The sequence below is a fragment of the Roseibium denhamense genome (assembly GCF_009711415.1).
Taxonomy (GTDB): Bacteria; Pseudomonadota; Alphaproteobacteria; order Rhizobiales; family Stappiaceae; genus Roseibium; species Roseibium denhamense.
Window position 1 is genome coordinate 3,000 of the sequence record NZ_SMLZ01000116.1, and the last position, 17,184, is coordinate 20,183.

Annotated in this window: 12 protein-coding genes, 1 tRNA gene and 1 pseudogene; 11 read left to right on the forward strand and 3 right to left on the reverse strand. The window is 56.0% G+C overall.

Going from position 1 to position 17,184, the window contains the following annotated elements:
• A partial coding sequence (locus tag E1180_RS19995) for a cadherin repeat domain-containing protein (protein ID WP_196220656.1) occupies positions 1 to 1,377 on the reverse strand: 1,377 nt, incomplete at its 3' end.
• A gap of 185 nt (positions 1,378 to 1,562) precedes the next feature.
• Here E1180_RS19995 and E1180_RS20000 point away from each other — a divergent pair.
• From E1180_RS20000 to E1180_RS20015, 4 genes are all read left to right on the forward strand, one after another.
• Positions 1,563 to 3,296 carry a peptidase domain-containing ABC transporter gene (locus E1180_RS20000; protein WP_155194137.1) on the forward strand — a complete coding sequence of 578 codons (1,734 nt, stop codon included), beginning with the start codon at positions 1,563 to 1,565 and terminating at the stop codon, positions 3,294 to 3,296.
• Positions 3,293 to 5,515, forward strand: a complete 2,223-nt coding sequence (locus tag E1180_RS20005; protein WP_155194139.1) for a peptidase domain-containing ABC transporter — start codon at positions 3,293 to 3,295, stop codon at positions 5,513 to 5,515. The genes E1180_RS20000 and E1180_RS20005 overlap by 4 nt, the downstream gene beginning before the upstream one ends.
• A gap of 212 nt (positions 5,516 to 5,727) precedes the next feature.
• A complete protein-coding gene (locus E1180_RS20010) occupies positions 5,728 to 6,825 on the forward strand; it encodes a carboxynorspermidine decarboxylase (protein WP_155194872.1) in 1,098 nt (365 codons plus the stop codon).
• Between the two features lie 62 nt (positions 6,826 to 6,887).
• A complete protein-coding gene (locus E1180_RS20015) occupies positions 6,888 to 8,126 on the forward strand; it encodes a saccharopine dehydrogenase family protein (RefSeq protein WP_155194141.1) in 1,239 nt (412 codons plus the stop codon).
• 153 nt (positions 8,127 to 8,279) lie between these two features.
• Here E1180_RS20015 and E1180_RS20020 read toward each other — a convergent pair.
• Positions 8,280 to 8,355: transfer RNA gene (locus tag E1180_RS20020), tRNA-Lys, on the reverse strand.
• Between the two features lie 371 nt (positions 8,356 to 8,726).
• On the opposite strand from E1180_RS20020, the gene E1180_RS20025 reads away from it, so the two are divergent.
• From E1180_RS20025 to E1180_RS20055, 7 genes are all read left to right on the forward strand, one after another.
• Positions 8,727 to 9,017, forward strand: a complete 291-nt coding sequence (locus E1180_RS20025; RefSeq protein ID WP_155194144.1) for a hypothetical protein — start codon at positions 8,727 to 8,729, stop codon at positions 9,015 to 9,017.
• A gap of 274 nt (positions 9,018 to 9,291) precedes the next feature.
• On the forward strand, positions 9,292 to 10,308 hold the full coding sequence (locus E1180_RS20030; protein WP_208997271.1) for a TAXI family TRAP transporter solute-binding subunit: 1,017 nt from the start codon (positions 9,292 to 9,294) through the stop codon (positions 10,306 to 10,308).
• 137 nt (positions 10,309 to 10,445) lie between these two features.
• On the forward strand, positions 10,446 to 11,186 hold the full coding sequence (locus E1180_RS20035) for a cytochrome c biogenesis CcdA family protein (protein WP_155194146.1): 741 nt from the start codon (positions 10,446 to 10,448) through the stop codon (positions 11,184 to 11,186).
• Positions 11,187 to 11,312: 126 nt separating this feature from the next.
• Positions 11,313 to 11,852, forward strand: coding sequence for a hypothetical protein (locus tag E1180_RS20040; RefSeq protein ID WP_155194148.1), 540 nt, complete (start codon positions 11,313 to 11,315; stop codon positions 11,850 to 11,852).
• A gap of 1,647 nt (positions 11,853 to 13,499) precedes the next feature.
• Positions 13,500 to 14,255 carry a CDP-alcohol phosphatidyltransferase family protein gene (locus tag E1180_RS20045; RefSeq protein WP_155194150.1) on the forward strand — a complete coding sequence of 252 codons (756 nt, stop codon included), beginning with the start codon at positions 13,500 to 13,502 and terminating at the stop codon, positions 14,253 to 14,255.
• A complete protein-coding gene (locus E1180_RS20050) occupies positions 14,228 to 15,898 on the forward strand; it encodes a sulfatase-like hydrolase/transferase (protein WP_155194152.1) in 1,671 nt (556 codons plus the stop codon). The genes E1180_RS20045 and E1180_RS20050 overlap by 28 nt, the downstream gene beginning before the upstream one ends.
• On the forward strand, positions 15,898 to 16,836 hold the full coding sequence (locus E1180_RS20055; RefSeq protein WP_155194154.1) for a lysylphosphatidylglycerol synthase transmembrane domain-containing protein: 939 nt from the start codon (positions 15,898 to 15,900) through the stop codon (positions 16,834 to 16,836). The genes E1180_RS20050 and E1180_RS20055 overlap by 1 nt, the downstream gene beginning before the upstream one ends.
• Before the next feature lie 107 nt (positions 16,837 to 16,943).
• Here the strand turns inward: E1180_RS20055 and E1180_RS22790 are convergent.
• Positions 16,944 to 17,135: pseudogene (locus E1180_RS22790) on the reverse strand (DUF2237 family protein); the annotation flags it as partial.
• Positions 17,136 to 17,184: the final 49 nt, after the last annotated feature.

The following is a 17,184-nucleotide window of genomic DNA, read 5'->3' on the forward strand; positions in this document are numbered from 1 at the left end:
GCCGTCGGCAACGGTGACCACACCGTTTTCGTCGACCGTGAAGCGGCTGTCATCAACCGCATAAGAGACGCTGTCTGTGACATCGCTGTCGGTTGCCAGCGCGGTGATGCCGACCTGGGTGCCGGCAGAAGCATCTTCGGCAATGGTGTTGGCAGATGTATCGCTGTCGGAAACAGCCGAGACATCGGCTTCATCCACGTCGGAGACCGCGAGCGAATAGGTTTGTGCCGAGCTAGACCCGTCGGATGATGTCGCTGTGACGGTCAAGGAAATTGCGGATTCAGTTTCCGCATCAAAAACAGCCCCTTCAGCGACAGTCACAATCCCGTTTGCGTCAATCTCAAAGCGGGGATCGTCAACCGAATACGTGACCGTATCGGTAACGTCCTGATCCATTGCAAATGCTGTGATACCGACATTGCTGCCGGCCGCTGTGTCTTCGGACAGACCATTGTTTGCCGCATCGGTATCGGCCACCTGTGTGACCGCAAATTCGTTGGCGTCCTGAATCGTTATCGTGAAGGTTTCGGTTTGCGTTGCCCCGTCAGAGGCCGTTGCCAGGACCTGGATTGAATGGCTGCCTGCGGTTTCCGCATCCAGTTCACCCGCGACGGTTACGACACCTGTCACAGGGTCGATTGAAAACAGGCCGTTGGAATCGTCAACCAGGCTGTAGGAAACGGTCGTTCCTTCCGTGACGGGCGCAGACGCCGTTATCCCAGTGTCCGATCCGATACCGGCTGCTTCGGAAACAGTGTTATCGGTCTCGTCTGTGTCGGTGACCGCGCCAATATCCGATGAGATAGGGCCGGAGGGAACGTCATCGTCTGACGGAGTTTCCAGGCCGCCGGTTTGGAGCGCGCCGGACGGCTGGCCATCCTGGTCTGTGCTGCGGCTCTCAATGCCCGGGGCGTCAGGGGTGCTGGTTGCGCCAAGCTCGTTCAAGCTGCGGCTGCTGTTCGAAGCTGGGTCTGATCCGGACGTAGTGTCGACACCCGCGCCGCCGGAAAGAGCGGTCTCGGCTGTTGTCCCGGCGGGCTGGTCATTTGCCTCGCTGGTGGTCTGCAAACGGTTTTCAGCGCGGCCCTCTTCGCTGCTGTCTGCGGCGGCTTCAGCTCCTTCAACAGCGCCTGTTGTCTGCTCAATCAGGCCATCAAACTCGGTTTTTTCGTCACTTCCAAGATGCAGGTTGGCGTTTACCTGCTCCATGGAATCGCCCATGTCCTGGTCCAGATGATAGTCGTGCGCCCGCTGAAGTTGCGGGTCACGGCTATCTAGCAACGCAGATTGAAGATAGCTGTCCGACGACAGCGTGGTCCGGGACTCCGGTCCTGCTGTTTCTGAGTCGGTTTTTTTGGTATCTGTGTCTTCGGCCATAAGGGTCGGGCTTTACGTAGTTGTCGACCTTGCCACATGGCGGCGAGTGGCCTTAACAAAAGGCAAAAAACGCCGAGAAAACTGGATGTTATTTCTAATAAAATCGATGAAAGAGCAGCTAGGGTAAACGCTTTTTAAACCGGAACTGTTCAGGTTTAACGAGTGCGCAACAGTTCGGCTGACGAATGTTTAAAACTGGTCTTTCTTCTTTCTTTCTTCCCAAGCTGCGTCTCGCGCATTCGCCGAGCGGGCAACAGATTGCGTCTCCGTCCTTGCCGAAGGAAGTCGTTGCCGGGTCCATTTTCGCCAATATCCTTGGGTTGGCGATGCCGCTCGCGATTTTGCAAGTGTATGACCGTGTGCTCCCGAATGCTTCAACCGACACGCTTTTGGTTCTGATCTTGTGCGTTGTGGCGGTGCTTATCGCGGATGCCCTCATCAAGATCGCCCGGGTCGCTGTTGTGAGTCGGATGGGGGCCGGATTTAATCACCAGGCGCACCTGGAATTGTTCCGCCGCGTTCTGGATGCCGATCCGGATCGCTTCTCCGCAACACCCGTTTCCGTCCAGGTGCATCAACTGCGGGCGCTGCAGTCCGTTTCTGATCATTATGGTGACCAGAGCCGGCTTCTTGCCATTGATTTGCCGGCCAGCGGAATTTTTCTCGCTGTGCTCGTGTTTATCGGTGGGCCGCTTGCTCTTGTGCCGGTATTTCTGCTGGGACTTTTCATGTTGTTCGCCTTGAAGCGGAACAAGGTGCTTCAAAAGGTCGTCTCCGACCGGGCGGATCATGATGACCGGAAGTCCGATTTCGTCCTGGAGGTGCTCTCCGGCGCAAAAACCGTTAAGGCCCTGGCGATGGAAGCCTTGATGATGCGCCGTTTCGAGCGGCTGCAGAAGACAACAGCAAGGCTCAGTGCGCGCTACATGAAACTGTCCAGTGACGCACGGGACGGATCTTCCTTGTTTGGAACCTTGACCACGGTCTGCGTGGTGCTCGTCGGGGCAGGGATGGTGATCCAGGGCCAGTTCAGCATCGGCGGCGTGGCAGCCGCTACGCTGTTGTCAGGGCAATTCATTCAGCCGTTTTTGCGCGCTATCAATCAGTGGACCGATATGGAGCGGTTGAAACACGATTTTCAGCAGGTCAACACCTTGTTCGAATTGCCTGCGCTTGAGGAAAAAGCACCGTTCCATGACGACATCGACGGATCGATCAGTCTGGTCAATGTTTCGCTGAGACGGGAAGGGCAGACGGAGCCAGTCTTCGATAACATCAACCTGAATGTCAGGGCAGGGCAGTTCATCGCATTTAAGGGAGCGGATGGCAGCGGCAAATCAACGCTCATGAAACTTCTGACCGGTGAAGTTGCTCCCACTGACGGCCAGGTGCTGATCGGCGGCATTGATTATGCGGGTCCCCATCATCATGCGCTCCGCCGTTCTGTTGCGTATGTCGACAGCCAGGCGGCGGTCTTCAATGGAACCATTCTTGAAAACATCACCATGTTCGGTGCGGTGTCTGACATTGCGCATGCCCGGATGGCGGCCCAATTGATTGGTCTGGAAAAAGAAATTCATCTGCTTCCCCGTGGATATGAAACCATGCTGGGAGCAGATCTCGGTGGCAAGATTCCGACATCGACACTGCAACGGGTTGGCATTGCGCGCGCGCTGGCGGGCGAGCCGCGGATTTTGATCCTGGATGAAGCCAACGCCTCGTTGGACCAGGAGGCTGAGCGGGGCCTGTTTGACGCGCTTCAAAAACTCAAAGGGCATTTGACGGTCGTTATCATCAGCCACCGTCCGTCGATGCTTGCGATCGCCGATAAGCAATATGAGCTGGCGGGCGGAACTGCTCATGAAGTTCCAAAAGCGGGCGGGCCCGCCAAAACGGCCGCAGTCGGGTTGAGCGCATGACCCGGATGCTTTTCGACCTTCCGAACCGGCCAGACGGGCAGGCCCATGAAACGCGAAGTTGGTCGGATCTGTCCGCCGATGCGGGGTCCAGCTGGGAGACGTGGCGCAGCGCCACCCGCCGGGATGGCGAGCTGACTGCCGCAGAAGCCTGCCTTGAGCCCCTATTGCGGGAAATGCGCTGGATGGGCAACGACCGTCTTTTGTTCGAGGCGCTGCCGCATTTTGATCCGATCGAAAGCCTTCAAGACCTTAGAGCTGTCCTGTCACGTTTGAATATCGTGACCACTGCAATGCTGATCGGCGGCCGGGAGTTGACCCAGGCCCAGCTTCCCTGCCTCAGGATTACCGGAGATGACACGCAGGTGCTCGTAAGCAGGACAGCTGAGGGGGAAGTGCGTGCGTATTCCGGAAAAGAGCGCGGTGCGATCATCCTGAGCGTCAAGGACATCAAACGCAGCGAGCTTTTCTCTGTCCGGGAAGAGAGTGAGCCGGAGGCGGCAAATCCAGGAAAGCGCAGCTGGTTTTCGCAAGTGTGGAGACAATTTCGCACCAGTGTTCTGTCCATTCTGGCCATGGGATTCTTCCTGAACCTCTTGGCGCTTGGTCCCCCCCTGTTCATCATGGCGATTTACGACCGGGCCATGGGCGCAAAGTCCTACAGCGTGTTGCTTACCCTTGGTATTGGAATTGCCATAATCGTTTTGACAGAAATTGCCCTCCGGCGGACGAAATCACATCTGCAGGCCTATCTCGGCGGGCGGGTGGATTCAATCGTCGGCAACAAGACGTTCGAACGTATTCTTCATTTGCCGTATTCGATGCTGTCAGAGGCTCCTATCGGCACACAGGTCATGCGCCTGCGCTATTTCGATAGTGTCCGGGATATTTTTCAAAGCGCATTGTTCAACGCGATTGTCGACATTCCATTCTCTGTGATTTTCATTACCGCGATCTTTCTGATCGGCGGAGCGGTTGCGCTGCCGCCTTTGGCCCTGCTTGCGATCTATGGACTAATGGCGGTCTACGTTCTGCCGAAAGTTCAAAGGGAGGTTCAGGCGGTTGGCGAGCAAAAGTCCAAGCTCAATGGTTTCATGATCGAGACTTTCCGGAACCAGCGTGCCCTGCGGAACTTGTCGGCGCAGGAGACCTGGCTCGAGCGGTTTTCCGTTATGTCGGCAAGCTTTAACCGGCTCAACATTCATGCGCGGCACCTCACGCACATCTTGCAGATCGTTTCGCAAACCCTGATGACAATTTGCGGTGTTCTGGTTCTCGGCATTGGCGCGCTCAATGTGATGAACGAGCAGATGAGCATGGGAGCTCTAATCGCCACGATGGCCCTGTCATGGCGGGTTCTAAACCCCATGAATCAGGCCTTCCTGAGCATCACGCAACTCGCGCAAAGCCGCACGGTTATCGAACAGATCAACAACTTGATGCAGGTGCAGCTTGAGCGCCAGCCGGGGCATTTGCCGAAGATTACGCGCGATATTCGCGGCGATATGAAGATCTCATCGCTTGTTCTGCGCTATCCGGGTACCACCGAGGCGGCCTTGAAAGGCATTGATTTGACGGTGAAGCAGGGAGAGATCCTTGCGATCACTGGCCCGAGCGGCTCCGGCAAAACCGCCCTGTTTCAGGCCATCACCGGACTTTTCCAGCCTCAGGTCGGCGCGATATTGTTTGATGGTCTAGATGTCCGGCAGCTGGATGCGGCGGAATGGCGGACTTCTATCGGTTATGCACCGGACGATCTTGATTTCTTTTATGGCACCGTAAAACAGAACCTTTTGCTGGCAGAGCCGGGCGCGCGGGATGAGGACCTCATCCGTGTTTGTGAGGAACTCGGGCTGCTGGAGTATCTCAATCAAAACTTCGAGGGGCTCGAGACAAGGCTGAACGGAGAGGTTCTGGGCAGGATCCCGAAAAACATGCTGCAACGGATCGTGCTTGCGCGGGCCTTGATCAAGGACGCGCCGCTATACCTGTTCGATAACCCTGGCACGCATCTCGACTTTGAGGGCGACCAGCAGTTCATGACAAAGCTGAGGGCGCTGCGGGGCCAGGCAACTGTCATCATGAGCACACAGCGTCCGAGCCATATGAAGATTGCCGACCGGGTGGTTGTCATGAAAGCCGGTCAGATCGCGATGGCGGGGACACCTGACCAAGTGATCCCGGCCCTTATGGGACAGCCCCGCCAAGCCAAGGCAGGCTAGCTCCTTCAGGAGACGCGGCCGCGCCTCAACTGCGGGTCCCGCCGCCTGCGCGGAACTCATGGAATTCCAGGCGCGGTTTCGGCAAATCGTGCTCCCAATTGTTGACATTCGGCCCTTCCATTCTCTAGTCCCTTACCACGCCCGGCCTTACATAAGGGTGCGGAGGGCGGTTCATATCTGGAGCGCTCTGAGGAAAAACTGCAGGGATCATGATGATTGAGACACCCTACTACCTGATCGACAAGGCACGGCTTCAGACGAACATGGAGCGGATAGCCGAGGTTCGAGAGCGTTCCGGCGCCAAAGCACTCCTGGCCCTGAAGTGCTTTGCGACATGGTGCGTGTTCGACTTCATGCGCGATTACATGGATGGCACGACGTCTTCGTCCCTCAACGAGGTGCGGCTTGGCAATGAGCGGTTCGGCAAGGAAACCCACGCTTATTCCGTCGCTTATGCGGATCATGAGATCGACGAGGTCGTATCTCATGCGGACAAGATCATTTTCAACTCAATCAGCCAGCTGGAACGCTTCGGGGACAGGGCGTCCGGTATCATCCGCGGGCTGCGCCTGAACCCGCAGGTCAGCTCCTCGACCTTTGACCTGGCAGACCCCGCCCGTCCATTTTCCAGGCTGGGAGAGTGGGACATCAACAAGATTGAACCGGTCATGGACCGGGTGAACGGCTTCATGATCCACAACAACTGCGAGAACGGGGATTTCGAGCTGTTCGACAAGATGCTGGGGCAAATCGAAGACACGTTTGGTAGCCTGCTGAAGAAGGCAGAATGGGTCAGCCTCGGCGGCGGGATCCATTTTACCGGCGACGGCTATCCGGTCGACCGCTTTTCGGACCGGCTCAAAGCCTTTTCCGATAGTTTCGGCGTTCAGGTTTACCTGGAGCCGGGCGAAGCTTCGATTACCAAATCGACCACGCTCGAGACGACTGTCCTGGACACGCTCTACAATGGGAAGCACCTTGCCATCGTGGATTCGTCCATTGAGGCCCATATGCTTGATCTTCTGATTTACCGGGAGACGGCAAAGGTCGAGCCGAACAACGGCACGCACCGCTACATGGTGTGCGGGAAATCCTGCCTTGCCGGGGACATTTTCGGCGAATTCGATTTTCCGGAAGAATTGAAGATCGGTGACCGTGTTTCCATGCAGGACGCCGCCGGATACACAATGGTCAAGAAGAACTGGTTCAACGGTGTCCGCATGCCGGCAATCGCCGTGAAGGAACTGGACGGCAGCGTAAACGTTGTCCGTGAGTTCACATATGACGACTTCGAGGGCAGTTTGTCCTGACGCTGCAAAGCTGCAGTCAATCCTAAACACCCCCCAAACCTCCAAGGAAGGCTTAGGAACTTATGAAAAAAAACGTTCTCATCATCGGCGCCGGTGGTGTCGCTCAGGTGGTGGCGCATAAATGCGCGCAGAACAACGATGTCCTTGGCGACATTCATATTGCCTCACGGACCAAGTCCAAGTGCGATCAGATCATTGCAACGGTGCATGACAAGAACGCCATGAAGCAGCCGGGTGTGCTGGAGGGGCATGAGCTCAATGCTCTCGATATTCAGGCAACGTGCGATCTCATCCGGAAAACGGACAGCCAGATCGTCATTAATGTCGGCACGGCCTTCTTGAACATGTCGGTCCTCAGTGCCTGTTTGGAAACCGGCGCGGCCTATATCGACACAGCCATTCACGAAGAGCCGGGCAAGATCTGCGAAACGCCGCCCTGGTACGGCAACTATGAATGGAAACGGGCCGAGGAGTGCGCCCAAAAAGGCGTCACTGCCATCCTCGGAGCCGGGTTCGACCCTGGCGTCGTGAATGCGTATGCCCGTCTGGCAAAGGACGACTATCTGGATAAGGTTACGGACGTGGATATCGTCGATATCAACGCTGGAAGCCATAAACAGTATTTCGCGACAAATTTCGACCCGGAGATCAACTTCCGCGAATTCACGGGAACGGTCTATTCCTGGCAAGGTGGTGAATGGAAGTCCAACGCCATGTTCGAGATCGGCAAGGAATACGATTTGCCGGTCGTGGGCAAACGGATGGCCTATCTGTGCGGTCACGACGAAGTCCACTCGCTGGCGAAGAACATGGACGGCGCGGACGTCCGCTTCTGGATGGGCTTCGGGGAGCATTACATCAATGTCTTCACCGTTTTGAAGAACATCGGGCTTCTGTCAGAACAGCCGCTTCAGACGGCCGAGGGGCTGGAGGTTGTTCCGTTGAAGGTTGTCAAAGCCTGTCTGCCGGACCCGTCGTCGCTTGCGCCGGAATATGAAGGCAAGACCTGCATCGGGGACTTTGTCAAAGGCATTAAGGACGGAAAAGAGACCGAAGTCTTCATTTACAACGTTGCCGACCATGCCGAGGCTTATGCCGAAGTTGGCAGCCAGGGCATTTCCTACACGGCCGGAGTGCCCCCAGTGGCTGCGGCGATGCTGATCGCGACAGGCGATTGGGATGTGAAGAAGATGGCAAACGTTGAAGAACTGCCGCCGCATCCGTTCCTTGGGATCTTGAACCGGATCGGCTTGCCCACACGCATCAAGGATGCGGATGGCGACCGGGCGCTCACCTTCTGAGTAAAACGGGGTTTTTACTCGTGCATGCAGTTAAGCTGGAAAGGGCGGTGTATCCGCCCTTTTTTGTTGCGTGGTAAACAGGCGGTTGACGTTTCCGGAAGGCGCAGACGCGCCGGCCAAAACTCAAGGATTCTCTGGTTTTCGGGAGGGGTTTGGTGAGCCGACAGGGGTTCGAACCCTGGACCTACTGATTAAAAGTCAGTTGCTCTACCAGCTGAGCTATCGGCTCTCACCAAATTCTCTGGCGGGGCTGGACGCCAAAAGGGCGGCCCCGATCAGTGGCGCTGTGTTTAGGCCGACAGCATAAACAATGCAAGGGGCAAAATCGTTTTTTTCAGAACCTGTTTTGCTGGCTCTATTTATTAAAAATATACATGAATAACTCTTGTGGGTAACTCAAATAAATTTAAATCAGGCAGATCGAAAACAGTGAAAAGTATTCCAATATTATGAGGGTATTGCGTAAAGTAAAAATATTCACACGAAATTATAACATGATGTTTCCATTTTTAATGAAATAACGGTCATTCTCCTGCAAAAACTGTCAGGTAGCGCCGTAAATATTTGTATCGTATTGTTCTTCTGCAATTGAGAGGATACATGAAAACAACAACAGAACCACACGGCAGCTCGGTTGAGTTCGATTTTGTGAAAGGGCACATCGCCGCAACGATGACCCTCATACACGGATTGATTGAACAAGGCCTGATTGACCGTAGTCGGCTTGATGGGTTTTTTGCAGCCTTTGTCGACGAATTGCCGCAAAACCGGGAAACTCTCGGCCTGCGGCTGATCATCGATCAGTGGCGTCAAGGACTTCAGGACGGCAAGGCGGAAGAAGAGCTGAAGGGAAAACTCTTCGAGGTGATCAATGGTGGGCGCGCTCACTAGGGATCGTCCGCTCCCAAGCATCAACAACGGCCCCCAAAGCGGGGCCGTGTTGTTTTTTAAAGTGAATTGAATACGGCACGGGGCTCAGCTCCCCATTCAAAGCCATCAAGGTGCACCGTTAACAGAAGCCAGGCGGGCGCAGTTTCATACCCGCTCATTGGCGGATGTCGTTTCTGGATCATGGAGCTTCTTGACCTTCACGTGATAGGTGTTGATTGAAGCGTTTCGCTTCAGGCGCTATGTCTCTTTAAGGAGCGCAAGCGAAGACGCTTGGATGTTTTTAAGAAGCGAGACCCAGACCCGCATGATCTTGCACCGTATTGCCGCCATTGTGACTGTTCTGACTTCTTGCGTTGCGTCTGTCGGCGCAGCAATGGCCGATGACCAGGCATTCATTACAATCGGCACCGGTGGTGTGACTGGCGTTTATTACCCAGCGGGCGGGGCAACTTGTAAGATTGTGAACCTGACGCGGGCGGAGCATGGCGTTCGCTGTTCCGTCGAGACCTCTCTCGGGTCGATCTCCAATTTGGACAAGCTGAGCGAAGGGGGGCTCGACTTTGGCTATGTTCAGTCGGATTGGCAGCACCATGCGGTTAACGGCACTTCGATCTTTGAAGGCTCCGGTCCGTTTCCGAAACTGAGATCAGTGTTTTCCCTTCATACCGAAACCGCCACGATTGTTGTGCCCAAAGACTCTGACTTCTTCGAATTGTCCGATCTGAAAGGGGCTGAAATCAGTGTTGGGCAGGACGGGTCCGGGTCTGCTGCGACTTGGGATGCCCTTATTTCCGAATTTGGCTGGTCTGAGGCTGACCTCGCCAATATTGCCCGCCTAGATATGTCCGAATTGTCGGAGGCGCTGTGTTCCGGGCGGATCGAAGCGTATTTTGTCATGGTTGGCCATCCGGCGAGCATCGTGGAAGACACGCTTGCACAGTGTGACATCCGTATCCTGGGGATTGATGGACCGGCCGCAGATGTGCTGCTGGACGAACGGCCATACTACCATGCATCGACTATTGACCGGTTCTATGAGGGCCAGGGCGCGCCGGTCCCTTCATTTGGTGTGCTGGCCACCTTTGTCACATCAGAAGATATGCCGGATCGTATCGTTGCCACCCTCGTCAGGTCCATTTTGGAAAACTTCGAGGGCTTCAAACGCCTGCATCCAGCCCTTGGTCAACTGGACATGGTTGAAATGGTAAACCGGCCCGGCGCGGCACCGCTTCACAATGGCGCATTGAATTACTACCGCGAACGGGGCCTTTTGCCGGGCGCGGCCGAATAAGCGCCGCCACCGGGGTCTGTACCTACTCTCTAAAAGGTGAGCGGATTTTGTTTGTGCTCGCGGCTGTGAGAAGGGTAAGACCGGTCATTCACTGTCTTCAAGGTTTCTGTCGCAACGCGCCGAGGTAAGCAGGTTTTATGGTTCAGGATGTCACCCTCATCGGGGCTTTGCTCGCCGGTGTCCTGTCGTTTGTGTCTCCCTGTGTTCTTCCTTTGGTTCCGCCATATCTTGGCTATCTGGCCGGCATGTCCCTCGACCAGATGACAGGTTCGGAAGGTGACCGCGAAACGGCAAGCCGCCGGGTGTTTTTCAGCGCTCTGGTTTTCGTCCTCGGGTTTTCGACGGTCTTTGTTCTATTGGGGGCAACAGCAAGTTTTCTCGGGCAGTTCATCCGGACTTACCTGGACTATTTCGGGTATGTCGCGGGCGCCATCATCATTGTGATGGGTTTGCATTTCCTCGGTGTGTTCCGGATCGGTCTTCTCTACCGGGAGGCGCGGGTGCATGTTGACCAAAAGCCTGCCGGTCCGCTCGGCGCATATGTCATTGGGCTTGCGTTCGGATTTGGATGGACGCCTTGCATCGGACCTATCCTGGCGGCGATCCTGTTCATCGCGGGCTCGAAGGATACGGTAAGCCAGGGAACGCTGCTGTTATCGGCCTACGCGCTCGGCCTTGGCATCCCGTTTCTGATCGCCGCCCTGTTCGCCGGCCCGTTCCTGCGCTTCATGGCAAGGTTCCGCAAATATATGGGGTCGGTCGAAAAGGTTATGGGCGGCGTGCTCGTCGTGACCGGTTGCCTGTTCTTGACCGGGCAAATGGCCGTGTTCTCTTACTGGTTGTTGGAAACCTTCCCGGCATTTCAATACATCGGTTAAGCCTGCAGTTCGGCCCTTCGCGTTGTGATAACCGTTTGCGCGGCGTCTCCGGATCATTCCCTTGTTTTCCAAGACTGTGCAGTGTTGACTGCTTGGTCTTCGGCAATAGTCAAAGGGATATGTGCAATGAAGAGCCACCAGATCTCGCGCAAAGCAGCTGCCAAGAAGGGTGTTAAGAGCCGCGTTGCCCGAATTCCAAAGAGTGTTCCGCCAACACCGCAGTTTGTTCAGCCGGTCGCTATGGAAATGATCAGCGATGCGGAAAAAAATGTTCACGACAGACTGGAATTGATGCGGCAAAGGATCAATGCGCTCGAAAGTGAAGTTGCGCGCCTCAGATCCGTAATCTCAATTTCCGGCGGTGATGTTGACATTGTCGCGACCGGCAAGATCCATATATATGCGCATCAAGATGTCATCGTCGACGCAGCCGGGAATGCCAATATCTGGGCTGGCAGTGCGGTATCCGTGTCTTCCAGTACCGTTGAGGTGTCCGCTTCTGGCTCTGTCGCAATTGAAGGCAGCACAATCGACATCGACGGTTCGGACATAGATTTGAACGCACCGATGTGCGATGTCGCAGGCGCGCTGAGCTGTACGGTTCTGACCGCATCGGCATCAGTGGTATCTCCGGCGTATACGCCAGGTGCCGGCAATATCTGGTAGGCTTAGGCGCAATCCGTCACCATCAATCAAGTGCCCTATACTGATCGTTGATAGGGTGGCCGCGAGTGACGAAATTCATTTTGGGATGTGTGGCACGCCCCTATTGACCGGCACAAGACGGGGAGACCGCACGGCACCACGATTGGTGTGTCAAGCCATGCCAACGTTTTTCAGCGCGTTAAAACAGTCAGAACGTTTTTGGAAAAGTGGCTCCCTGAGTAGAATGCCAACCTCTCGATATAATTTTCATAAAGCACTGAATAATAACAGTAAAGAAATTTGATAGATAATCTAGAAACCCCACTATTTACCCCAAACTTACCCCAAAAGATTTTTGTTGGATTGCGACGGGGCGATGAAATCAGAGCTTTTCAAGTAGTGCTGTTTGAGAGTTTAGAAGACCGAATTGCAAACCGGCGGTCTTGCCGCGGCCGATGTTGGAGCATCACCCCATGCCAATACAGATTGGCATGGCATGCCAACCACAGTGGGCATGCATAAGAACAGTATATATAAAACAACATTGTCTGATGAAAACGAGCCCAATCGCTCAAGCCATGGCTACACTCCTCGTGATCGAAATGGGGCTCGGTTTGAGCTGTTCTTGATCAGTTGCAGGATGGTTTTGCATGAAATTGCTTTGACGCGAATATGGCTGATTTCAATGTGAGTAGGCATGTATCTTAACAATCGCAAAGGCTTATGCCGTAGCTCTCAAAGATCGCATCAATTGTCAAACCTCTGCACGACAAGGATGCTAAATGCGACCAGAAACAAATTTTTAATTGGTTCGGATTTCCTGAATGCGAGGAAAAAGATACAATATTTCAACTGCATGCAACTTGGAGTAGGCCATTAGAACGCAAGTAAGAAGTCGCTTCAAATGGCTAATGCACAGCTTTTGGGGGATTTGAGGGTTGATTTAGTGCGACACTAAACGTTAGGGTTTAGTCACTCTCACCAAGTGCGCCACCGGGCAACCGGGCGGCGCATTTTTTGTTCTAGTTCATTAGTGCCGGGGAGGTGGGAATGTTGGATCAATCTCAAAACCGACATCATTTAGGCAGCATCGGGCAGAGCGAGCACATGAGATGTAGCCAGAAAAACGCGCGGGTCCTTTCAGGTTGTTATCTGTCCCACGAGGTCATTCGCCATCCCAGGACACGGACGCACGTGGTGTTCGCGGAGGTGTCAGGTTCATGGTCAGGGTCATGTTTTAACGACAGGTGCCTGTGCTGACTTTTTTGAATAGGAACCGTGAACTGCGTTATATGGCAGACGACCAGTTTAGTCCTCTTTGAAAAACAACGAGCATGATCTGCGGGATTTGTTTTCTGCCTCATCTACGACCAACAATCCGTTGGTAATTGTAAGCGACACGCTTCAACAATAGATCGGCTACGTGCCCGCAGAGGTGGCTGGTCCAATCCGTTTAGTTCCTAGGAACTTCGTCAACGCGGTTTACGCCGAGCTATTCGGATGAAGGGTCTTGACCCAACACTGCCTGAGGCGGCGGGTTTTCGTGAGCCAAGGAGGGGCTGAAAAGCATTGCCGACAGGCGTCACTGATTCACCCGGCCAGCGTTCTTAGTGCGCAGATGACTGTGGTGCCGCTTGACGATACGATAGCACGCTACACCTACGTCCCATGACCGACTTTCAACACAGCCTGGATCCAGTGGCGCACGGCAACCGCGCCTCCCAAGGGAAACCGCGTTTGGCAGCCGGGTTTATAGCGGTTTCCGCCGGTCTTTTTGGCGGATTGGTTTTTTTGACCCTGATCCCAAACTGGGGAGGGGCGCAACCAACGTTTCGGGCTGCCGCTGTCTATCTCGCCGGCCTCCACCTGATTGCGCGCGGCCTACGTTACAATTTCCCCTACGGCGCGTTTGGTTTGTGCAACACGATCACCTTGACGCGCTTTACGCTTGTTGCCGCGCTTTTTGCCGCCACAGTGGCCGGTGTCGGCCCGTCTTGGTATGTGGTCGCACTTGCGACGCTCGCATTGGCGCTTGATGAGGCGGATGGTTATGCAGCCCGGCGTCAGGAGCACGTCTCCGCCTTTGGGGCCCGTTTCGATATGGAGGTGGATGCGGCCCTGGCGCTTGTTCTGGCGCTCAACGCCGCGATCAGTGCACCGATTGGCTGGATCGTGCTCAGCATCGGTTTGCCACGGTACGTCTTCGCCGTGGCGGGATTGGCATTGCCCCGGCTTCAAGGCGCCTTGCCCGACAGCGTTGTCCGCAAAACCATCTGCGTGCTGCAACTGAGCGGGTTGCTCTTACTTCAAGCGCCGGGCCTTCCAGATCTGGCCGGGCCGGTAATCGTTGTGGTCATCGCAGCTCTGCTGGCTGGGTCATTCCTGAAGGATATCCTATGGCTTCATCGCCGCAAACCAGCCTGAGGACCGCGGCGGCTGTTGTTGTGGCCACCCTGGCCCTGCATCTGGTCTTGATCCAGCCGAACCATCCCGGGGCCATGACATTTGGCGCGTTGACCCTGTTCCCGCTGGAGTTGCCAGTTCTCATTTGCGGGCTTCTTTTGATCGGAGCAGCCCCATGGGCGGTTTGGGTCCGCAGCACACTGGTGGTCGTCCTCCTCTTGATCGCGCTGTTAAAGATCGCCGACGTTGTCATGTTTACCGCTCTAAGCCGTGGGTTTAATCCGGTCACAGACATGCCCCTGATTGAATCCGGTGTGGATCTTGCGGTCCGGACCATGGGGGGGCCACTGGCTCTGGCTGCAGCGGCGGCGGCTGCGCTCGGCCTAGGGCTGGCGGCAGGGGGGCTCTGGTGGGCGACCGGAGTGTTCACAGGCCTGTCTTTGCGGGTGCCGCTCAAACCCGCCCTTGGTGCGGTGTTTGCTGCTTTTCTGCTCACGGTTGTTGCTCAAATCGGGCAGGTGATGGCCGGATGGACTTTACCCTTAAAGCCGCCGGGGGCAGCGTTTACGGCCCGGATTGGTGCAGAACGCGTCGTGTTGGTCCGACAGACACTGGCAGGTCTCAAGGCGTTTGAAGCCGCGGCCGCACAGGATGCTTATGCCGGTCAGGCTAACCTTCTCGACACCATAGACCGCGACGTCCTGCTGATTTTCATCGAAAGTTATGGCCGGACGAGTTTTAGCACGGAGCGCTATACCACAAGCCACCTGGAGATTCTGGAGACTGCCGAAACAAGGCTGGCTGAGCTGGGCATCGCCTCAAGATCCGGCTTTTTGACAGCACCGACACGCGGCGGGCAAAGCTGGTTGAGCCATGCAACCTTGTCCAACGGTCTTTGGGTTGCCGATCAGGCAAGTTATGGCGCTGTTCTGTCAAGCAGCCGCAACACGCTCTTCCACCTTGCCGCGGCCGCCGGGTTTCGAACCGCGGCCGTGATGCCGCAAATCACGCTGGAGTGGCCGGAGTCGGACACGATGGGCTTCGAGACGGTGCTTGCGGCCAAGGATCTTGGATACGCGGGCGATCCCTTCAATTGGGTCACCATGCCGGATCAATTCACCCTGTCTGCCATGCATCGGCTTTTGCGCCAGGGGCCGGCTGACCGCAACCTTTTTGCCCAGATTGCGCTTGGGTCTTCGCATGCGCCATGGGTGCCGGTTCCCGAACTTGTCGACTGGAGCGACGTCGGGGATGGGCGGATCTTCAATACAATGGCGGCAGCCGGTGATCCGCCTAAGGTTGTCTGGCAGGATCGAGACCGGGTGCGCGATCAGTACCGCCTTGCTATCGACTATGCTCTGACGATTGTTTTTGATTACATTGCTCGGCAGGCAGATAGACCACCGCTGGTCATTGTTGTCGGGTACCATCAACCGGCAACGTTTGTGGCCCTCGATGAAAGAGATCACGTTCCGATGCATGTGGTCGGGCCGGCGCATCTCGTTGCAAAATCCGAGCGATGGGGCCTAGTAGAGGGCTTGGTGCCGGCGCCTGACGCCAGCGCGCGGCCAATGAACGAGCTGCGTAACCTCATTCTGGAGACTTTCTCGACCGACGGCGCAGCTGACAGTGAGGGGGCGGCTGATGCTGCTGGGGCGCCGTGATGCACCGCCGGATTGCTCTTTTTTCCGTGAAGGTGGCGGTGACCGCGGGGCTGTTCTTCCTCCTATGGCGGGCCGCCGATGGACCTCGGGCACTTCAGTCTCTGGCGTTGGCCGACTGGCAATGGATTGTCATCGCGGTTGTCATCCTGCATATCCACACGGGCTTGGCAGCGTTTAGATGGCAGTTCACCGCGCGCCAGCTTGGGCTCTCGTTTGGGCCTTGGCGGGCGCTTGGCGAATACTATCTCGCCCAGTTCGTGAACCAGTCGCTTCCGGGCGGCCTGCTTGGCGATGTCGGCCGCGCAGTGCGCGGACGCAAGCACGCAGGACTGACACTCTCTGGCCATGCCGTTGTCTTGGAGCGCCTCGCAGGCCAGATTGCCATGGCGGCGACCCTCGCTGTTGGGGTTGCAGTTACCCTTGTCGGCTCTGGGGAACTGAACTGGCCCGGAATTGTTGTACCCCTTGCAAGCGTCCTGGCCATCTGCGCTGCAGGGATCGCTGGGCTGATCGTGCTTTCGCGGTTCCGAGCGGAAGTGAGTCCGTCCGCGACCAGTTTTTACCGGTCGTTTCACGCGGCTTTCAGCGGCCGGTGGATACTCTTATCCCAAATCGGTTTCAGTCTTGGGACAACGGTTGCCATTCTGCTGGCCTTTGTGGTGTGCGCGCGTTCTGTCGGCCTGGATTTGCCTGTCTCTGCAAGTCTGACGCTGGTTCCCCTTGTTCTACTTGCGATGCTCATACCGGTTTCCGTAGCCGGTTGGGGACTTCGGGAGGGCGCAGCCGTCGCGCTCCTCCCGATTGCGGGGGCAGCGCCGGCAGAGGCACTTGCAGCCAGCATTGTCTTCGGGCTGACAGGCGTCGTAACTGCACTGCCCGGGGGGCTGGTTCTGCTGCTGGATCCAACGCCGTCTCAGCAAGGTCGGAAGGACGCTTGAGCCTTGGACCAGGATCGCTCCTGTCCAGAACGCCTGCTTGATTGCGCCGATGGCCCTTAAAAAATGGGACGTGGTGAAGGCAGACCTGACCGCTGAACCCACGCTTCTTATCGCGCAGTGGCGCCACCAAACGTCAGGCGATGCGATATGTCAGCAATACGTCCCTGGGGATGAACTGCAGCGCGTTCATGACTTGCGCTGACCTTGATCGTTGGGGCAGCACCGGCTTCATGGGGCTCTTGCCACTGCAGGGAGCACCGGTAACAGCCATCGCCAGCTTTCAGCCTAGGAAATCCGTAGCCCGGGACCGGGGGGGCTGAAGATCATTTTTCTGTGCCCTGGTAAACT

What these genes read in the sequence shown, in the direction of transcription:
- E1180_RS20055 (WP_155194154.1), top strand. Translation starts at nt 15,898, where the DNA reads ATGCACCGCCGGATTGCTCTTTTTTCCGTGAAGGTGGCGGTGACCGCG.
- E1180_RS20035 (WP_155194146.1), top strand. Translation starts at nt 10,446, where the DNA reads ATGGTTCAGGATGTCACCCTCATCGGGGCTTTGCTCGCCGGTGTCCTG.
- E1180_RS20000 (WP_155194137.1), top strand. Translation starts at nt 1,563, where the DNA reads ATGTTTAAAACTGGTCTTTCTTCTTTCTTTCTTCCCAAGCTGCGTCTC.
- E1180_RS20050 (WP_155194152.1), top strand. Translation starts at nt 14,228, where the DNA reads ATGGCTTCATCGCCGCAAACCAGCCTGAGGACCGCGGCGGCTGTTGTT.
- E1180_RS20025 (WP_155194144.1), top strand. Translation starts at nt 8,727, where the DNA reads ATGAAAACAACAACAGAACCACACGGCAGCTCGGTTGAGTTCGATTTT.
- E1180_RS20005 (WP_155194139.1), top strand. Translation starts at nt 3,293, where the DNA reads ATGACCCGGATGCTTTTCGACCTTCCGAACCGGCCAGACGGGCAGGCC.
- E1180_RS20030 (WP_208997271.1), top strand. Translation starts at nt 9,292, where the DNA reads ATGTTTTTAAGAAGCGAGACCCAGACCCGCATGATCTTGCACCGTATT.
- E1180_RS20040 (WP_155194148.1), top strand. Translation starts at nt 11,313, where the DNA reads ATGAAGAGCCACCAGATCTCGCGCAAAGCAGCTGCCAAGAAGGGTGTT.
- E1180_RS20015 (WP_155194141.1), top strand. Translation starts at nt 6,888, where the DNA reads ATGAAAAAAAACGTTCTCATCATCGGCGCCGGTGGTGTCGCTCAGGTG.
- E1180_RS20045 (WP_155194150.1), top strand. Translation starts at nt 13,500, where the DNA reads ATGACCGACTTTCAACACAGCCTGGATCCAGTGGCGCACGGCAACCGC.
- E1180_RS20010 (WP_155194872.1), top strand. Translation starts at nt 5,728, where the DNA reads ATGATTGAGACACCCTACTACCTGATCGACAAGGCACGGCTTCAGACG.